This is a genomic window from Variovorax glacialis (genome assembly GCF_051216375.1).
Taxonomy (GTDB): Bacteria; Pseudomonadota; Gammaproteobacteria; order Burkholderiales; family Burkholderiaceae_C; genus Variovorax.
Genome location: NZ_JBPJZT010000001.1, coordinates 830,072 through 847,831, shown reverse-complemented (window position 1 = coordinate 847,831; position 17,760 = coordinate 830,072). Strand labels below are relative to the sequence as shown.

Sequence of the window (17,760 nt, the reverse complement as noted above, 5' to 3'; positions counted from 1 at the left end):
CTCATTCAAAGGTTCGCCGTAAGCGTCCCTGAAGCGTTGTCTTTGAAGAACCACAGATACCCGAATACCTGCCCCAAACGCGACGCATCGCGCTCACCGCACGGGCGGCCGGTAACGCGTCTCCGGACCGGACAGCGCGCCACCGCGGGCCAGGTTGGACGTGGCGGGTTCCAGTTCGTAGTTGTCCGGATCGTTCATAAATTCGAGCACGACGCCCGACCTCGGCGCGGTCACTCTGCCATTGGCGTTCCACCACGCTTGCGCATCGACGATATGGCTCAGATGGCATTGATCGAGTCGGTATTCGCCGCCGCCGTGCAGGATCACTACGCTGTGAATGTCCTCCCTGGCGTCGGCGAACCGCAGCTTGTTCTGCTTCTGCATCTTCCTCGCAACCTTGAGGAACAGCTCCCTGCCCTCTACGCTGTCCAGGCTCGGGTTGGCACCCAGATAGACATAGCGCGCCTCCAGCACTGTCAGCTCGAAGTCCTTGCCCAAGTTCGAGATGCGGAACGTCCCCGACCCGGACGCACCGCGCTCTGGCGCCCCGCTGTAGGACCGCTCGGTGAGGGTGTCGTAGCGGAACATCTCGATGCCCTGGTACGTTTCAAAACCCTTGACGACGGCGATCTTGTCGCGCCTGAAGAGCCGGATGTACGCGCCCTCGACCAGCCCGGCCGGGTGTTTCGTGCCAGGGAATAGAACGTCAATCAGGGGCTGAATCGCATCGGCCAGACGGTTCATGTCCTTGTTCAGCGCGGCGACGTCGCTGGCTGTGCGCGGGTTGTCCTCTTTTTGCAGCTCAAGCATGTCCTTGCGAACCGCCTTTGCCATGTCGAAGGCAGCCTTATGCACCCGCCGCAGGTGTTCGAGGCTATGGGTCGCATCGCCATCGATCATTCCGATGATCTTCGAGAGGAAGGCAAACACCGGCATGGGTGATGATTCGACCATCAGTTCCCCTTGGCGGCTTTGCCCCTTGAAGTAAAGCGTGTGCGAACTGCCGTCCACAGCATTGAAGTCGGTCCGTTTTTTCCACCATTCGGTGCCCGGCGAGGCCGCCCTCTCCGTGCCCGTCGCTGCAGGAACTTCGAGGCTTTGTTCGATCTTCGGATTGATCGTGGCAGTGATCCACCACGTCCCGTTTTTCTCGTAGGGCTGTATTGACGTCAGGCCGTATCGGAGCCTGACCGCGGCCAGCACCGGATTCAGCAACGCGCGCGTCACCTTTCCGCTCAGTCTTCGGGCGGCGGCTACCGAAGCGCGGGCGGCAAGCCGGAGCCTTTCATTCGGGTCCTTCGGAACGCCGACCTGCACCACGGCCTTGCCCGCCGCCTTCGCCTTGGACATTCCTTTTTCAAGCAGCTTCCGGCCCTTCATGACCAAAGGCTTGAACTTGTCGAGCACCCAGTCGATGCCGCGAATGACGGGCTGCCGGATCCGGTCGATGAAGCGCGTCACCTTGTCCTTGAGGTCTCCCAACCCGAAGACGCCGACCAGGAAGTCGAGGGCGATCGTGATGAACTTCGTGAGCGCCCCCGTGATGTGCTTGACGATGCCGCCCACGTTGCCCTTGACGGCCATCTCGACGGAATCCACGAAGGACTCGATCAGGTCCAGGATCTTGTCGCGCGCCTCGACGATGAACTTCAGCAGGCGGACGATCTTCTCGGCGATCGCGATGAAGCCGCCGCCCGGCACGAGCATCTTGCCGACTTCCAGGATGACTTTCTTGATCGCGGCATAGAGGACGTTCTCCTTGATCATGTCCAGGGTCTCTTCCAGGATGCTGCCCAGGGAATTCCTGATCTCGCCCCAGAGCCCGCTCAGGCCTTCCTTCCTGACGATGTCGAAGATCTCCAGGCCCTTGTCGAGCAGCACCTCGCCGCGCCGGAAGGCGCCCGCAACGACCTTGCCGTACACGACCTCCATTCGCTCGAAGACGGTTTCCTTGCTCAGGCTCAGCAATTGCGTGAAAAGACTGAAGATGCCTTGCGGCCCCAGATCCTTGGGAATCTGGACGGGCAAGCCGCTCGAACCGCGCAGCCAGTCGAAGAACGCCGTCGCGAGGAACTGTCCGATGCCTTCGATGAAGGCCGAGAAGCCCTGGCCGATCCCGCTGATCAGGTTGCTGAAGAAGGCGCGAGGGCTTGAGACGATGTCGCCGACCAGATGGGCCAGGCGTCCCAGGAGTTCCAGGATCCGGGTCGCGAACTCGATGATCGCGTTGACGACGGCCTTGACCTTGTTCCAGGCCTTCTCGAACCAACTGGTGAGCACGTCCTTCTTGATTTCCTCGAACCGGGCCTCGAGCTTGCCGAGGCTCTGGTTGTAGGTGCGAGCCATGTCGCCGACGACTTCACGCTGCTTGTCCTGGACGTTTTCATCGAGTTGATCGAACTTGCCCGTGACTGCATCGAGCACGTTCCTGGCTTCTTCCTGCTCCTTCGGATCGAGTCCTGCGTACGCCGTGTCGACCCGCGCCTTGCCGTCTCGAACATGCTTGCGGGCCGCGTTCAGGGCAGTCACGACCGGCTTGGCGATCTTCTCCTCGACCTGCGAGTTCACGTCGCTGACGAAGATGCTGCGCGCCGTCCGGAAGAGCGAGGCCGCCGACCGGTCGCGGACCGTCTTCAACGCTTCGAGATAGGCCGGGTCCATGCCCATGTAGGGAGTCTGCCGGCCATCGCGGTCGCGTGCGCGCTTTTCATACTCTTCCTTGATCTCGCCTTCGTGCTTGTCCTTCCAGTCGCTGTAGTCGAAGACGCCCGGCGTGTAGATGTACTCGAGATCGTTCTTGACGAATCCGTCGAAGTAGTCCTGCGCCTTGGTCAGGATGCCCGCGAAGGTTTCATCGATGCCCTCCAGCTTGGCCAACTCGCCGTTGACCTTGGCCTTCGTGTCCGTGTAGATCCCTTCGATCTCGCTGAAGACCGCTCGCTTCTTGCGTTCGAGGCTTTCCTTGTGCGTCTTCTGCGCCTCCAGCACCGCATCGAAACTCCGCTTGCGTGCACCGTGCTGCAGTTGCAGGCCGCCATTCACGAGGGCACGCATGTCCTGCTGCGTCTGGCCGATCAGCTTTCTTTCATCTTCCCGGTAGCGCGGCTGGGCCTTCCGAATCTCGTCCTGAGCCTTGCGCTTGGCTGCGCCGGCCTCGTCGAAACTCGGTTCTCCGGAGACGGGCAGCGCCAGCGAGGCTTCGTCGATGTCGACGCGCTGGCCGCCGATGGTGTGATTGAGCAGTGCATCGTCCAGGGAGCGGCTCTTGTCGTCCAGGGAAATCTGCTCGTCCGCCTTCGGCTTGGGCGCGGCGACGCCGGCCTGCCCGATCGCTGGCGTGGTGCCGGCAGGATCGGCCACCAGTTCCGGTTTCGTTTCGGGCTCGCGAGCCTGCCGATAGCTCGCGGCGTCCTTGGCCGCTTCCGTGCGCAGTGCGCTGGAATGGGCGCTGGCTTGGCGGACGACGGCCGTCTTCACGTTGGCGCTGGCGATGCCGCGCTGGACTCCGGAGACTTCCGAATCCTGATCATCCTTGCTTTTCGGAAGGCTGTCGGCCAGCCCAGTGGTCGCGGCCTTGAACTGCCCCATGAACTGGTCGACCGTGAGGTCCTGCGGTTGCGCCGATTCGAGCCGGCCGAGATGGCTGCCGTAGGCTTCCTGCTTGCTGGCGTCTTCGGCGCTCAGCTTCGCCGCCTGCAGGGTGTCGGCCTGTTTCTTCTGCGGCGTTCGATGGGGCGTCTTCTCGCGCGCCGACTGGTTCTTCAGTTGCTGCACCACCGATCGAAAGGCGGGATCCTCCTCGGGCGCGGCCGGCGGTTTGGCGGCCGCGGCAGGCGCCTGGGGTGCAGACGAATCGAAAACAGTCTCCTCGGCGGCCTGGCCCGCTGTCGCGCCGGTAGTGGTTGGGGCGGCGGCCCTTGGCTTGACGGGCGTCGTCGCGGTCGCGGCCTGGGTTTCGGTCTGGGGCTCGGCCGGCCGCACCGGTGACACTGTCGGTTGGGGTTTGCTGACGGCACTCGGTCTGGGCTGTTCGTGCCCCGGTTCCGGCGCGACCTTGAGTTGCAGGGCGCTCCCGAGGCCGGGCCGGACGTTCAGCCGCCTGGACTGCACGAGACGCGCGACGCTGCGGTTTCCCAAGGTTCGCTGCAGGAGCAGAACGCGATGCGCCAATGACGGCACTGCCGATGCCGATCCCATTGCAGAGGCGACCGCCGGGCTCCTGGCACCGATGTTGGCCGCGCGTTGCCCCGGCGTCTTCTGCTTGACGCGCACGCGCGCGGCTGCGCCAGGAAATGCTCGGCACGCACTCGTCATCGTCTGCTCCGATTCATGACGTCGCGGGACAGACAAATCGTAGTCTCGCCCTTGCATTTCTACAATGAAATGCGAGGGTAGCGACGGCTTGCGCTTTCCTGAGCCCCGTCGGCTCAGACCGATGGATTTCGGCCCTCAGGCGTTCCCTTGCCGACTCTTGCTGATCGCCTGGGCGATGCACTGCATCGAGATCCCCTCGTTCGCCGCGTAGCTGCCCGCCTCACCATTGAGGTGCGGCATGCCGAGTTCGCCGCCCATGTGATGCAGGGCGATCACGGCCCAGGCGCTGTCGTTGAAGACCGGACTGCCGGAGCTGCCGCCTTCCGTGGGCGCACGGTAGTGGACGCGGCAGACACCCGGCACCGGTGGCCTTCCCGACGGTGGACCTTCGTGACCCAGCAGTTCGTTGTCCTGGAAGGAGAACGAGAGATCACCGCCGCCCGGGTGGCCGATCACGTAGACCCGCGGCGCTCGCGATGCGGGCGGCAGCGGCCAATCGGGGAGCCCGGGCGAGATCGGCATCGGCTCGATGCCCGTGACCGGTGCTTGCAGGCGCAGCAGGCTCGCGTCCTGCTGGTTCGACGGGGCGGACCAGACGATCTCCTTGACGTCGAACACCGGGCTTCCATCGGCAGCCTCGAACACGACCTGCGCGTCGCCCGGCGCAATGCCCGGACCTTGACCGGCCTGGTTCACCACGTGGTAGTTGGTGAGCACCATCAGTTCGTCCTGAGGCGCCATGCCCAGATCGCCGGCGCGAACCAGGAAGCCGGTCCCGACGCGACGACCGAGCCGACGCTTCACGGCGGCCACCGAACGCGCGCGCTTCAGGCCCGTGAGCCACCACTCGTAGGTTTGCGGCCCTTCTTTTCCGAGCACCGCCTCCAGTTGCGCACCGCTGGGCACTTCGACGGCCTGAAGTTCCCGGACCCTGCCCGCGCTCAACTCGATCTGGGCTGCGGGCAGTGCGAGCAGCCGGCTGCGAAGGACGGCGACGAGAGAGCGGCCGCGGGGATCGTCCCCGCGCTCCAGATCCCACACCTCCGAAAACTGACGCAAGGTGCTCGCGACCAGGAAGGCCTTCGCGTCCGGCAACGCAACGTACGCGTGCACGCGACTCTCCACGGCGTCCCAGTCGCCCAGGCCCAGCGATGCCTCGGCCAATGTCGGCAGGAACCACTCGTCGCGCTGCGCGTCGGGCGTCGCTTCCAGGGTCGCTACCAGTTTCCGGGCCAGGGGTTTCACCTGCAGGTCGGGCGCGACGGCAAGTCCCATGCGACGCGCACGATAGATGAGCGCCAGCAGATTGACACCGTGCCAGGTCTTCTGCTCGTCCCGTTGATAGATTTCGCGGTAGGCATCGATCGCTGACACCAGCGCGGTCTGCGCAGCCGGTGTCGACTTGTCGGCGGTATCGAAGAAGATCTGCTTCCAGGCCCGGCCGAGCAGTCCTTGCGTTTCCGCGCGCTCGGGGTGCGAGCTCGGGAGGCTGGCTGTCAGGGCTTGCAGCACGTCGATCGCGACCGTCGCGAGTCCGCTTTCGATCAGTGCCTGCGCCAGGAGCCGCCGATTCTTCGGATCGCCCGGGTCGAGCCGATGCACCGCCTCGGCAAGCTGCAGCATGCGGGGGTAGTCCCGTCCATTGCGCAACGCCTCGACCAGGGGCTTGGCGGCTGCAAGGTCCGTCTCGTCGCACATGCCGCGCAGCAGCCCCAGCGCAAGGTCTGCACGTTGTTGCAGCGTCGCCGGATCCACGATGCTCGACGTCAGAAGTCGTAGTCCGGGTCTTGGCCGATGTCCGGGATGCGCTCGATGTAGTCGGTGTCGCCGTAGTCCAATGGCACGTCGGCCTCGAATCCGGGCAAGCCGACTTCCTTTCGCAGCGCGTTCAGGCGATTGAGCCAACCCTTCTGGAAAACGGCCAGCTTCGGGTTGGAAATGACCAGTCGATCGTAGAAGGACTCGCGTTCGTTGCAGTAGTCCACAAGCGCCTTGGCGAGGTCGTTGCACTGCTGCACCGCCTGCAATGTGCCGTCGCCAAAGCCTCCATCGACTGCACACCCCATGGCCGCCTGCAGGAAGCGGACGGCACGTCCGACGCCCATGTTGACCGCGGTGTCGAAGTGCGCGACGTCGAGCTTGCGCTCCAGCGTGTCGCAGCGCGCGGGCCGCCAATAGTTGGATTCGTAGATGTCGCGCATCTCGTCGTCGGACAACTGGCGCACGTCCTGCGCCGACTGCCCTTGCTGTCTGCGCCAGGCGTCGTACACCTTCTGGGTCACGCCGCGGTTGGTCGCGCCACCGGGATCGGCCGGATGATTGACATAGCCGCCTTCCCATCGAAGGATGAAGGGCAGAGAGTCTTCGAATGAGGCAGATGGCATGGTGAAGCTCCGATGCTGGCAGTCTGAACACTTGCGATCGCGTCCGATTGTGCTCCGCCGCCCTCCTCTTGGCATCCCGCAAACAGAGTACATCGAAAGGGGTCGGCGACAGTTCCGTCCAATTGACCCGGTTCCAATTGCGAATCAACCATCCTTGTCGTCTTTATCGTCTTCACCAGGCTTCTTCCCTGTGCCGCGCAGTTGCACCAGCTTCTGCAATGCGTCGAACCAGAACGGCGCCCCGAACAGCACGGACAGCGCCGTCAGCAGCCAGCCAGCCACCTGCTGCCAGGTCTTCGCCTGCTGCAGATCAAAAGCGCTCAAGCTCTCCGTCGTCCATCCGACCGGGAGTTGTGCCATCGACTTGACTGTCGATGAAAGCGCTGGCCCGCCAGCGCCCGCGCTCGCCGAGATCTGCGCCGCATAGGCAGGGCGCGCCCAGATCGAGCTGAAAAGGCCCACGCTATCGATGTTGAGTGCCGCGGCAACGGCCAGGCCGATGACGAAGGACACCGCCTGGGTGCGCCGCTTGTAGGTTCCCGCCACGCGCTCCATTCCCGAATCGAACCATGCCGACAACTGCGTTTCGATCGCTTCGCGCTGTCCGTTCGCCCTTCGATACATCGCCGCCAGCATGCCTCTGATCTGCGGATCGCTGACGTGATCGATCGCGATCGCCAGATCCAGGCCGTTTTTTCCTGCGCCCACTGCATTGGTCTGGACGCTGTCCAGCAGTGCCTGGGCGAAATGCAAGGGCTCCATGTACGACGGCTTGGACTTCAAGTCCTTCTCGCTCGAGATCATCAAGGAGCCCAACGGATTCGCCAGGGAGTGTCGATAGATCGACAGCGCCAGCGAGCTGAATTGCTTGTCGTTCAACAACGCCTTGATGCCCTGAAGCAGCCCTCTGGCACGCAGACCGAGAAACGAAGAGATGGCCTCGTTGATCTGGCTCGCAATCAAGCTGACGGATGCGAAGCAGAACACCAACCCGATGGCAACTTCCAGCACTGTGCTGTTGAACATTTCCAGCCTCCTCGAGCGTCCAGGCGACCAGCCACCTGCGCTCTGTCGGACGCGTTGCGCAGCTTCATGACCACGCTGAACGTACCCGAGATCACGGGCCTGCACATCCACAAGAAGCTCTACTGCTTCAGCGCCATTGCCGCGCTCGAAAGCCGGCGCATACAGCGTCATGAGGGCTCCAAAACATTGATGACGTCCGAGCCGACGGTGCCTTTGGTTAGCTCGACAGTCGACTGTCAAGGGGCTATAACTTCTCGCGACGGCTCTCGAATCACGCCTTGACCAACGCCCCGCGCGAAGGCTCGACGTGGCTTGCGATGCCGGACCGCGACCCACGTCCAGCAACTGCCTGCCCATCGCGTTCACGAGAGGGTGCAATGTCTCGAACAAGCATTCGCGTCGCGCTTTGCATCGCTCTGATTGCAGTCGGAATGGCGAGCGCTTCCGCACAGACCGAGGTGGTGTCTGCCACGCAGGCAAGTCCGGGCAAGGTCGTCGCCCGCACAAGGGTCGATGCCTCTTCGGCCCCGCAGGCGAGCGAGTTCGCCATGCGCCTCGATGGCGCGAGCGAAATACCGGCGACGAAGCTGGACAAGGCACCGCCGGAGGCCAATTCGGCCGCCCTTCTCATCTGCGTCGATCGCAGCGGGTCGATGGGTCCCGCGGCCATCAAGGCGATGCGTGAAGCGCTTCAGAAGGCGCTGGTCCCGCGCAGCGGCGAAACGCGACTGCCCATGAAGGTCGCCATCGTGGCATTCGGCACGCAGTCGAGCCACCTGCTCGGCCTGTCGAGCGACCCCGCGATGGTGGCCGATGCCATCGGTCGCATCACGCTCGAACGAGAAGGCAGGACCCGATTGAACGACGCCGTCGCCGGCGGCCTGGCGGAGTTGCGCAGCTCCGACGCCACGTGGAAGCGGCTGCTCGTCGTGTCCGATGGAAACGACGAAGGAAGCAGTCTCTCCCGCGAAGCCCTCATCGAACGAGCAAGCGCGCGGCCGGCCGTGGCCATCGACGCCGTGGGGTTCGGCGCACTGGCCGCCTCGGCGTCCGGCGTGATGTCGACGCTCGCCGGGGCCACGGGCGGGCGCTTCGCGGTCGCCAACAACCGCAACGAACTGGCCGATGCGCTCGGCAAGTTCATCAATCAGGCCGTGCCCCAACCGCTGTACGACGTCACCTTCGACTATGCGGCCGCCCCGGACGGGCGCAGGGCCGAGGCGCCGGCGCTGCTGTTCCGCCCGAAGGGCGGTCCGGCCGTTTCGGTTCCGCTCAAGGCCGAAGTGGCCGCGGTCGCACCTGCCGGTGTCTCAAGCACCACTGCAAACACGCCCGCTCCCCCTCCACCGCCCGCGTCGTGGTTTGCGTCGATTCGAGAATCCATTGCGCATGCACCGATGGCCGTCAAGATCGGCATCGGCCTTCTCTTGCTCCTGCTGGTGCTTCTTGTCGTGTTCGTCTTCTTGCGCAGACGCAGAGAAGACGAACCCGCCGCGCCGGAGATGGGCCCGCAAGTGCCACTCGCGCCGACGCACATCGGCGATTCGATGGCGGCCACCGCGGTACCTCCGCCCGGCGGCAACGTGCCGCGGCGCCCGACGCTCATCGCCTATCGCTGGCCGCTACCCGGTGAGCGCCGAACCATCGCGATAGTGAACGGCCTGACGGGCGTGGCCCAAGGCGTGCGATATCTGGTCACTGCGTCACCCACCCGAATCGGCGCCGCACCCGAGAACGACCTGATTCTCAACGGCGACGACTTTATCTCCGGTCGTCACCTCGCCCTGAAGGCGGAAGCCAACGCCCTCTATGTCACCGACCTCGGCTCACGCAATGGCTCCGAGTTGAACGGTGTCTCGTTCACTGGCGCGACGCGATCCGTCTCGCCCGGCGATGTCGTGACCTTGGGGCGCAGCACGTTCGAGATACTGAGTCCGGACACGGTCCAGAGTGCGGGCCGTTCAGCATTCGAGCCTCGCGTCAGCTGATGATGATGCCGCACGGTCATTCCTTTGAAGCGCGCTCTTCCATCGTCGCGGCGCCGGGTCGGCCGCGCTCGACGCAACGGTGAACCGATGGGCGCCGCCGCATCGCCCTGGGTACGGGGTGCCAGATCGGAGACTGGCTACGTGCGCAAGGCGAACGAAGATCGCATGGGCTGGACGCCCACGGCGTTCGGCGATGTCTACGTGGTGTCGGACGGCATGGGCGGGCATCTCGGCGGTGCACTCGCGGCGGAGTTGACGGTTCGCTCGCTGCAGGAATCGCTCGCAAGGATCCCGCCGGATTCGCTGCGATTCACGGATGGCGTGCGCGAGGCCTTTGCCGCTGCCAATGAGGAAGTCCATTCGCGTCGCAATCCCAACGACCCCGAGACCTCCGAAATGGGTGCAACCGCGGTCGCACTGATTACCTCCGACAGGCGCTTCATGGTCGCGCATGTCGGCGACAGCCGCGCGTACCTGTGGCGTCGCCGTGCCGGTCTCAGGCAACTGACGCGCGACCATACGCGCGTTCAACGCATGATGGATGGCGGCTTGCTCACGCCGGAGCAGGCCGCCGTGCATCCGGATGCCAGCGTGCTCGACAGGGCGATCGGTCACCAACCGTCAGTGCAGGCCGACGTCAGCGACTGGATGGCCGTCGACGCGGGCGATCGAATCCTCCTGTGTTCGGACGGACTCTGCGGCTATGTGTCCGACGAGGAAATCGCGAATGTGCTGCGCGCCGGCGAAGAGCCCCAGCAAGCGACCGATCGACTGATCGAATGCGCACTCGTGAAGGGCGGCGAAGACAACGTCACCGTTCAACTGATCGGCTACAAGCGCCGCGGCGGGTGGCTCGCGAGATTCGGGCCGCAATCACGCGGCACGCTCTGGGTGTCGCTGACGTCCGCGGCGTTGGGTGCCGTCGTGGCGGGTGGTGGCGTGGCTGCATGGCTGTTCCCCAAGCTGGACCGCGTGCGAGCCGACGCTGCGACGCGTCAACCCCTCGAGCCTGCGGTCGTGGGTGCTTCACCAGGGCCCGTGCAGAAAGAACCGCCGGACTCGACGCAGCGACCGCCACAGCCGCAGGGGCCACCAGCCCCAGGCGCTTCGGGCACCCCGACCACGCCTGGCGGTTCGAAAGATGCCGATGTGCCCGGCGCCGCGGCGCCAGCGCCGCGTGCCTTCCCAGTGCCCCAGATCAAGCCGCAGAAACCATCGGGCGATCCGCCACATTCGGAGGGCAAGCCCGCGAACGCCCCACGCCCAGGCCCGAAAGAAACGACTGCCAGGCCGAAGCCGCCCCCGCCTCCGCCTCCGGTGCAACAGAAGGTCGATGCAAGCCCTGCTAACGGGTCTTCCGCAAGTCCGGTCGAAGCCAACGCTGGAAGCAAGCAGCAAACCAACGCGTCACCAGAACCAACGGTGCCAACGCTGCCGGCCGCGCCCGCTTCGGCGCCCGAGAAGCCGGCGAACGCGTCACCGGAAGTCAACAATCCATGAGGCAAATGAACTAGCACCGAAGGCCACTGTCGAGTTGGCATAGCTCGCGGATAGTCCATCCGTCAGGGGTTGACACTGCATGGTTCGCGGCAGAATATCGATTCAACGATTTGCCTGCTTGGCGCGACATCTCGGTGAGTGGTTCGACGTCTCCATTCTCGTTAGGGAGGTCATCCCGTCATGAGTGATAAGTCATTGTGGCGTGGCTTGGTGGGAGGGTTCGGCAATCAGTCGGCCAAGCCACTTTCTACCTCGTCAAGACGCTGCGAAGCGGGGCATCCGATGGCGCTCGACTGGGTCAAGTGTCCCTACTGCGAAGCCGAAAAGAACGCGGGCGAAAGAACTCAGATCGGTACGCAGATGAGCGCCACGCGCACGTCGACCGCGGGGCCGGGCGCGACGCGAATCAACCCGCCCGAGGACCTCGGTGGGCCTGCTGCAGACGCTTCTTCGCCAGGCAGGCGCGCATCGGGAGGTCGTCGCGAAACCCGCGTCGACATGCCGGACGGTGAACGGAGCGAATCCTTCGGCACGGCCGCCCCTCCATCCGAAGGAAGTCGCCCGCCGCGCGGCGCCACGAAGGTGCTCTACCCCGAAGAGATGTCGTCCCAGGCGCCCGTTCGTCCGGGCCACGGCCGGCGACTGACCGGCATTGTCGTGACCTTCAGCTGGTCGGCACTTGGCACGTTGTTCGAGTTGCACGAAGGCCGCAACTATGTGGGTTCGGGGACCGTGAGCGTGGAGGGGAATCGTCCTTCCGACGTGATGGTGCCGGAAGACGACAAGCTCTCGAGCGCCCACTTCCTGATTCTTTGCCAGCGAGAGAAGTACCGCATCAGCGATTGCAACAGCACGAACGGAACCTACGTCAACGGGGACCAGATCGACACGCTGGGCATCGACCTGCCCGATGGCGCATTGATCCAGGCGGGCGCGACCCTGTTTACCTTCCAGAAGATCCGTCCACCTGTCGTTGGCCAGGGCAAGCTCCAGTCGACGGACGACATGCCTTCGCAAAGCGAGGTGGAACCCGTCAGGGACAGGTCGAACGAAGAGCGCCCGGGATAGGCCTCATCGATGGCGAACTCGGCCCGCACGCCTTCAACCGCGGCGTCCACGGTGATTGCGGTTCCCAAGCCCGGAGCAATCATGATGAACAAGGAATGGACCCGATCAGGATGGCTTCTCATCAGCCTGGCCGCGCTGGTCGGCTGCGAGACCGCGCCCCAGAATGCGAGCCTGCAATGCGGCGCTGGCGCCGCAGCGGCGACCTATCTTCTATGCAAGGCGTCGGGGCGATCCGATCATGACTGCCTCGCCGCGGGCGTGGTGCTGGGCGCCGGAGGCGCCGCCATCTGCTACAGCTATGCATCCAACCTGGAGAAAAGAAAGCAGCAGCTTGCCGGGCACGAGAACGACCTCGATGCGCGCATCAAGTATGTGCGCGGCCTCAACCAGGACAGTCAGCAGCTCAACGCTGATTTGAGCAAGCAGGTTGCCGCCACCTCCCAAAGCACCGACGCCCTGGTCGCGCAGATCCAGCAGAAGAAGATCTCCAACGAGCGGCTGGCCCAGGAACGGCAAGCACGCGACAACGAGATCAAGGCCGCCAGCGCCCAAGTGGCCAAGGGCAACGAAGCGCTCAAGGAGGTGAAGGCCTACCGCGCCCAGAACAAGCCCGGATCAGCCGATCTCGATGCGTCGATTGCCAGGCAGGAGCAGTTGCTTGCCGAAGCGCAACGGCAAGTCGATCTTCTCGCGGCCCAACGTGCCAGGGTCACCTAGCCATGCTTCGCATCAGCGCCTGGGTGATCTCCACTGCGGCCGCCGCAAGCCTCTGGGGGTGCGCGATCGCCGAACTCAAGTCCGACATCAATGCGACGCAAGGTCGCGTGGATGCCAAGCAGAACATCCTGACGTCGGAAGAACAGACGCAAGCCGAACTGACGAGGCAAAGCGCTCAGTTGCGCATGGATCTGCAAAGCCGCCAGTTCAGCGCCAGCCAGCTCAAGGCGAAGCTCGACCAGATGAGCAAGGTGAACGACTCCGCCCCTGCCGCGACGCCGCAGGACCGGCAGCGAAAGAGCGAGCGGGCACGCCGTCTGGCCGACAGCACCAGGCAGGCACAGGCGCTCGAGCAAGACACCAGCCTCTCGCAGCAGGAGAAGGCCCGACGCCTGGAAGAGCTCAAGGCCAAGACGAGCAACATGCTCGATATCCTGCTGAAGGGCTGACGGCACGCAGACGACGCGCAATGACCAGATCGCAATCCGACAGCAGTCTGATGGGCGGAGAGACGATCGGCGGTCACTTCGTCATCCGCCGCAAGCTCGGCGGCGGTGGTATGGGCGAGGTCTTCCTGGCCGAAAACCTCAACGTTCCCGACAAGAAGTATGCAATCAAGGTCCTGAGGCGGGAGTTCTCGGACCAGCCCCGGTTCGTCGCCATGCTTCGCGACGAGGCCACCAAGCAGTCGCGGCTCGAACACGACAACGTCGTCGGCATGTACGACTTCCTGCTCTGGAAAGACCACTACTGCCTGATCCAGAGCTACGTCGAAGGCAAGACGCTGGCGCAGATGATTGCCGATTCACCCGGCGGACTTGCGCTGCCGGTCGCATTGCCACTGATGACGGGCATCCTCAGTGGCCTCGACCACGCCCACAAGATCGGCATTCTTCACTGTGACGTCAAGCCCGCCAACGTGATCGTGGCGACGGAAGATTCACGCCCGCGGGTCACGGACTTCGGTATCTCGCGCGACATTGGCGGAAAGTCGCGCGACAGCGGCGTGGTCGGCGCCGGCACCGCGGAGTACATGAGCCCCGAACAGGTCCTCAGTCCGTACGCGATCGACCATCGCTCCGACGTCTTCTCGGCGGGCGTGCTCTTCTTCGAGATGCTGTGCGGCCGGCTGCCGTTCAACGTCGATCCGGAGCAGCATGGCGCCGCGCTGCCCCAGCTTCATGAGGACGCGCCGGATGTGCGCAAGTTCCGACCCGATGTGCCGGAGCCGATTGCGCGCATCGTGGCGACGGCCCTGCAACGCGACCCGGCGCTCCGGTTCCAGGGCTGCGGCGACTTCCGGAAAGCCATCGCCGACTACCTGCGGTGGCGACGGTTCATCAAGATCCTCGTCCCCTCGCTTGCCGTCGCCTGTGTCATTGCGATCATTGGCACTTTCTTTCTCCTTCAGTGGCGCGAGGGGGTCAATCGCGAAGCCAGGATCAAGCGGGAACAGAATGAGCGTGACGCGCAGATCCTGGCAGCGACCACGGCCAGCGAGGCGCTCGCGAACGTGAAGACCTCGCTCAACCTGTTTTGCCGCGAACTGAACGAATACCGCGCCCGGGAGCCGGGCCTCGAACTCGCGCGCAAGACCGGGGATCCCGACCGCGTGGAGAAGTTTCGCGTCAGGCTGGCGGACATGAAGACCAACATGAACCAGTACGCAACGAAGTACGGCGAGGCGATGCGGCAGTTGAGTGCGACCGGGCCCGAGGTGGTCGCCGCGGCAATCACGAGACAGTCCACCGACCCCGGGTTCCAGGCCTTGGCCGGATCCATCAAGGCCGATGAAGCCGGCTTCCGACAGCGGGGCACGCTCGTCTCCGCCGACGATCTGCAGGCGCGTTGCCCGGCCGTCACGCAGGCAAACTAGCGCGCCGATCCAAGGGGCGCTACAGGCGGCGCGCTTGCGAGCGCATCCTCGGCGGTTGTTGCGCTCACCTCGCCGACGAAGACATAGCCGCGCCGAAGCAAGTCACTCTCTCGCCAACTGTTGCCTTTCAGCGCGGGCACCAGCAAGACAATGGCGACGATGAGGGCCAGCATGAAGTAGAGCGCGTCGGTGAGCACGTCGCGAGGCATCTGAGTGACCACCGCGAACATCGCTCCCAGCACGACGAGGCAGCCAAGCCACGCCAGCGCGTACCCGGAGAGGCGCTTCGCGAACATCCAGAAAAAGCCCAGGCAGAGCGCAGGCCAACTGAAGCCGATCTTCACCGCTTCGTCTTCGCGGGCCGCATGCCGGTACACGCTGTAGCGCCTGCGCCCGGACCGCGATGGCGGAGGCGGTGGTGATGCCGGCCCGTCTGCTCTTGGCAGGTCGACGCCCCCGACCGCCAATTCGATCGCCTGCCAGAACTCCGAGCCGCCCTGGAAGCGGCGACCCCGATCCTTGCGCAAGGCCTTTTGCAGGACGGCGCAGATCCGGGCGTCGATGGCCGGATTGAAGGTCCTCGGGTCGGGAGGCTCCGTATGCACATGCTGCTGCAGGACCGCATAGTCCGATTCCGTCGACGCATCGCCGAACGGCACCTTGCCGGTGAGCATCTCGTAGAGCAGGATCCCGGCCGAATAGAGGTCCGAGCGATGGTCGATCTGCTGCGGAGCCTGGATCTGCTCGGGGCTCATGTACTGCGGCGTGCCGAGCGTCATGCCGAAGGCCGTCATGCCGCGCCGGCCGATCTGTCTCGCAATGCCGAAGTCGCACAGCAAGGCGCGTCCCGTGCGATCGATGAGGATGTTCGACGGCTTCACGTCCCGATGGATCACGTGCGAGCGGTGGGCATAGTCGAGCGCCGAAAGAACGACCTTGAAGATCGGCAGCGCGACCGAGGGGTCGAGTGCGTCATGCGCCTGCAGCAGGTCTTCCAGCGACTGGCCGTCCACGAAGGCGAGCACCATGCACAACGCGCCATCCGTCTCGAAAACCTCGTACACGCGAACGATGCCCGGGTGATCGAGGCGCTCCAGCATGCGCCCCTCTTCGCGAAACCGGTGACCCAGGTCCGCCTGATGGACCAGATCCTGGCGGAGGACCTTGAGCGCGAAGCGCTTGTCCGCGTGATGCGGATCGACGGCCAGAAAGACCTCGCTCATCGCGCCGGCGCCGATCTTCCTGACAATGCGGTAGCGCTCGCGAAGCACCCTCCCCGTCAAGTCGACCATGGCTGTCGCTCCTCGCAATCACGGCCGGTGCCTGGGCAACCGGCCGTCATCCAGCTTCAGTTCGAACACGTTTTCGCGACCGAGGCGAATCGTCTGTCCGGGCTTGCACAGCAAGGGCTGGTTCGCGGCGAGCCGGTTCCCGTCGGGAACGGTAAAGGTCCCGTTGCTCGAACCAAGGTCCGTGACCCTGAAGCGCTGGGTCGGCTCGTCAAAGACAATCGAGCAATGCTTGCGGCTCAGGTCGCTGTCTGCGGCGAAGGTGAGGCGCCCGCTTCCTCCGCCTTCACGGCCAAGCGTCAATCCTTCGGGAGGAATGGTCACCGACACGTTCCTGAACTGGCCCGACCGGCCGAGGATCGTGGGCCTGGGTCCGACCTGCGGCCGCGCCGCTGCCGGAGAGGCAGCGGCCTTCGAAGACGCTCCGGGCATCGGTCGCGAGAACTTCCTGAATCCCACGACGACCAGGCCCGCGAGCAAGGACAGTGCAGCGACGGCCACGCCGGCCGTGGCCAGCCCACGGTTCTCTTCCATCCATCCCGCTGGCGTGCGGCGGATGTCGGGCAGCGGCAAGCCCAGGTCCTGCATCACCGGAATGAGGACGTCGACGTTCTGGGCCCAGCCAATGCCCGTGCCCTTCTTGGGCGCGAAGGTGTTGATGCCGATCACGTCACCGTACTGGTTGTAGAGCGGCCCGCCCGAATTGCCGGGACCGATGGCGGCGTCCGTTTCGATGACGGGCGTGCCCCTCAAGCCCTTGGCGCGTCCTTCGTCCGACAGGAACGGGGACTCGCCGCCGAGCTTGCTCACGATGCCGCGCTTCATCGTCGGCACGTACTTGTTGGACTCGACGCTGGCCGATGCGCCCGGAAAGCCCACCGCATAGACCAGGTCGTTGACCTGCGCGGAACTGCCGGTCGCGAGTGTCACCGCCAGTCCGTTGGGAATCGGCCTGTCAAGTTTCAGGATGGCCATGTCGATGCCGGTGGCCTTTGCATTGCTGCTGCTCGTCTGTGAATTCCACGCAATGCGGGAGACGTCGAATCGGACGGGTTCACTCGACGCCTTGCCCGGCACGACGACGAACAACTTCTGCGTGATGCCGGGCACCCTTGCCTTGGCCTCGGAGGCGGCAATCTTGGTCACGCGGTCGAACAGGTAGCGGCGCGCGAACTCCTTGTCCTTCTGAAAGCGTTGCAGCAGGTCGGGGTTGGCGTCGAGTTCCTCCAGGATGAGCGGCGGGACCTTGTTCTGACTCAGCTCGCTGACGAACCTGTCGAACATCACCCTCTTCGTGACCTCGAGCCGCCTGTCCGGATTGCATTCGTCCACGACATGGTTGTTGGTCACGACGTGATCGGCCGCGGCGATCAGGAATCCCGAGCCGCTTTCGGCGCTCGCTATCTCGCCTTCAAACTCCACGTCGCATTCGACGTACACCACGCCCGCAAGCATGCGATCCGTGGCCGCGCTGTGCTGGGACCACGCGAGAGCACACCAGGACATCGCGCAGGACGCGACGACCAGCGGAACAAGCCGCGGCCAAGGTCTCATGACGGGGACCTGAGACACGGATGGCTCATTTCATGCGGGCAGGT

The 17,760-nt window shown here is 64.5% G+C and carries 12 protein-coding genes; 6 read left to right on the top strand and 6 right to left on the bottom strand.

The window, feature by feature from the left end; genetic code table 11:
* Positions 1-93: 93 nt before the first annotated feature.
* The 4 genes from ACSFBL_RS04150 to ACSFBL_RS04135 all read right to left on the bottom strand — a co-directional run bounded on the left by ACSFBL_RS04150 (position 94) and on the right by ACSFBL_RS04135 (position 7,895).
* On the bottom strand, positions 94-4,314 hold the full coding sequence (locus ACSFBL_RS04150; RefSeq protein WP_435514474.1) for a hypothetical protein: 4,221 nt from the start codon (positions 4,312-4,314) through the stop codon (positions 94-96).
* 135 nt (positions 4,315-4,449) lie between these two features.
* Positions 4,450-6,069, bottom strand: coding sequence for a trypsin-like peptidase domain-containing protein (locus ACSFBL_RS04145; protein ID WP_435514473.1), 1,620 nt, complete (start codon positions 6,067-6,069; stop codon positions 4,450-4,452).
* Positions 6,070-6,080: 11 nt separating this feature from the next.
* A complete protein-coding gene (locus ACSFBL_RS04140; protein WP_435514472.1) occupies positions 6,081-6,698 on the bottom strand; it encodes a glycoside hydrolase family 108 protein in 618 nt (205 codons plus the stop codon).
* A gap of 144 nt (positions 6,699-6,842) precedes the next feature.
* Positions 6,843-7,895 carry a hypothetical protein gene (locus ACSFBL_RS04135; protein WP_435514471.1) on the bottom strand — a complete coding sequence of 351 codons (1,053 nt, stop codon included), beginning with the start codon at positions 7,893-7,895 and terminating at the stop codon, positions 6,843-6,845.
* A 260-nt stretch (positions 7,896-8,155) separates the two neighbouring features.
* On the opposite strand from ACSFBL_RS04135, the gene ACSFBL_RS04130 reads away from it, so the two are divergent.
* From ACSFBL_RS04130 to ACSFBL_RS04105, 6 genes are all read left to right on the top strand, one after another.
* Positions 8,156-9,712, top strand: coding sequence for an FHA domain-containing protein (locus ACSFBL_RS04130; protein ID WP_435514470.1), 1,557 nt, complete (start codon positions 8,156-8,158; stop codon positions 9,710-9,712).
* 141 nt (positions 9,713-9,853) lie between these two features.
* Entirely contained in the window at positions 9,854-11,212 is a 1,359-nt protein-coding gene (locus tag ACSFBL_RS04125; RefSeq protein WP_435514469.1) for a PP2C family protein-serine/threonine phosphatase, read from the top strand.
* Between the two features lie 282 nt (positions 11,213-11,494).
* Positions 11,495-12,280, top strand: a complete 786-nt coding sequence (locus ACSFBL_RS04120) for an FHA domain-containing protein (RefSeq protein WP_435514468.1) — start codon at positions 11,495-11,497, stop codon at positions 12,278-12,280.
* Between the two features lie 81 nt (positions 12,281-12,361).
* The gene (locus ACSFBL_RS04115) at positions 12,362-12,997 is read left to right on the top strand and encodes a hypothetical protein (protein ID WP_435514467.1); all 636 of its coding nucleotides are present in this window, start codon (positions 12,362-12,364) and stop codon (positions 12,995-12,997) included.
* A gap of 2 nt (positions 12,998-12,999) precedes the next feature.
* Positions 13,000-13,446, top strand: a complete 447-nt coding sequence (locus tag ACSFBL_RS04110) for a hypothetical protein (RefSeq protein WP_435514466.1) — start codon at positions 13,000-13,002, stop codon at positions 13,444-13,446.
* Positions 13,447-13,466: 20 nt separating this feature from the next.
* A complete protein-coding gene (locus ACSFBL_RS04105; protein WP_435514465.1) occupies positions 13,467-14,873 on the top strand; it encodes a serine/threonine protein kinase in 1,407 nt (468 codons plus the stop codon).
* On the opposite strand, the gene ACSFBL_RS04100 is transcribed toward ACSFBL_RS04105, so the two are convergent.
* Both ACSFBL_RS04100 and ACSFBL_RS04095 read right to left on the bottom strand, forming a co-directional pair.
* On the bottom strand, positions 14,870-16,165 hold the full coding sequence (locus ACSFBL_RS04100; RefSeq protein ID WP_435514464.1) for a serine/threonine-protein kinase: 1,296 nt from the start codon (positions 16,163-16,165) through the stop codon (positions 14,870-14,872). The genes ACSFBL_RS04105 and ACSFBL_RS04100 overlap by 4 nt on opposite strands.
* Positions 16,166-16,183: 18 nt before the next feature.
* The gene (locus ACSFBL_RS04095; RefSeq protein WP_435514463.1) at positions 16,184-17,716 is read right to left on the bottom strand and encodes a trypsin-like peptidase domain-containing protein; all 1,533 of its coding nucleotides are present in this window, start codon (positions 17,714-17,716) and stop codon (positions 16,184-16,186) included.
* Positions 17,717-17,760: the final 44 nt, after the last annotated feature.

What these genes read in the sequence shown, in the direction of transcription:
- ACSFBL_RS04150 (WP_435514474.1), bottom strand. Translation starts at nt 4,314, where the DNA reads ATGACGAGTGCGTGCCGAGCATTTCCTGGCGCAGCCGCGCGCGTGCGC.
- ACSFBL_RS04140 (WP_435514472.1), bottom strand. Translation starts at nt 6,698, where the DNA reads ATGCCATCTGCCTCATTCGAAGACTCTCTGCCCTTCATCCTTCGATGG.
- ACSFBL_RS04135 (WP_435514471.1), bottom strand. Translation starts at nt 7,895, where the DNA reads ATGACGCTGTATGCGCCGGCTTTCGAGCGCGGCAATGGCGCTGAAGCA.
- ACSFBL_RS04130 (WP_435514470.1), top strand. Translation starts at nt 8,156, where the DNA reads ATGGCGAGCGCTTCCGCACAGACCGAGGTGGTGTCTGCCACGCAGGCA.
- ACSFBL_RS04120 (WP_435514468.1), top strand. Translation starts at nt 11,495, where the DNA reads ATGGCGCTCGACTGGGTCAAGTGTCCCTACTGCGAAGCCGAAAAGAAC.
- ACSFBL_RS04115 (WP_435514467.1), top strand. Translation starts at nt 12,362, where the DNA reads ATGATGAACAAGGAATGGACCCGATCAGGATGGCTTCTCATCAGCCTG.
- ACSFBL_RS04110 (WP_435514466.1), top strand. Translation starts at nt 13,000, where the DNA reads ATGCTTCGCATCAGCGCCTGGGTGATCTCCACTGCGGCCGCCGCAAGC.
- ACSFBL_RS04105 (WP_435514465.1), top strand. Translation starts at nt 13,467, where the DNA reads ATGACCAGATCGCAATCCGACAGCAGTCTGATGGGCGGAGAGACGATC.
- ACSFBL_RS04100 (WP_435514464.1), bottom strand. Translation starts at nt 16,165, where the DNA reads ATGGTCGACTTGACGGGGAGGGTGCTTCGCGAGCGCTACCGCATTGTC.
- ACSFBL_RS04095 (WP_435514463.1), bottom strand. Translation starts at nt 17,716, where the DNA reads ATGAGACCTTGGCCGCGGCTTGTTCCGCTGGTCGTCGCGTCCTGCGCG.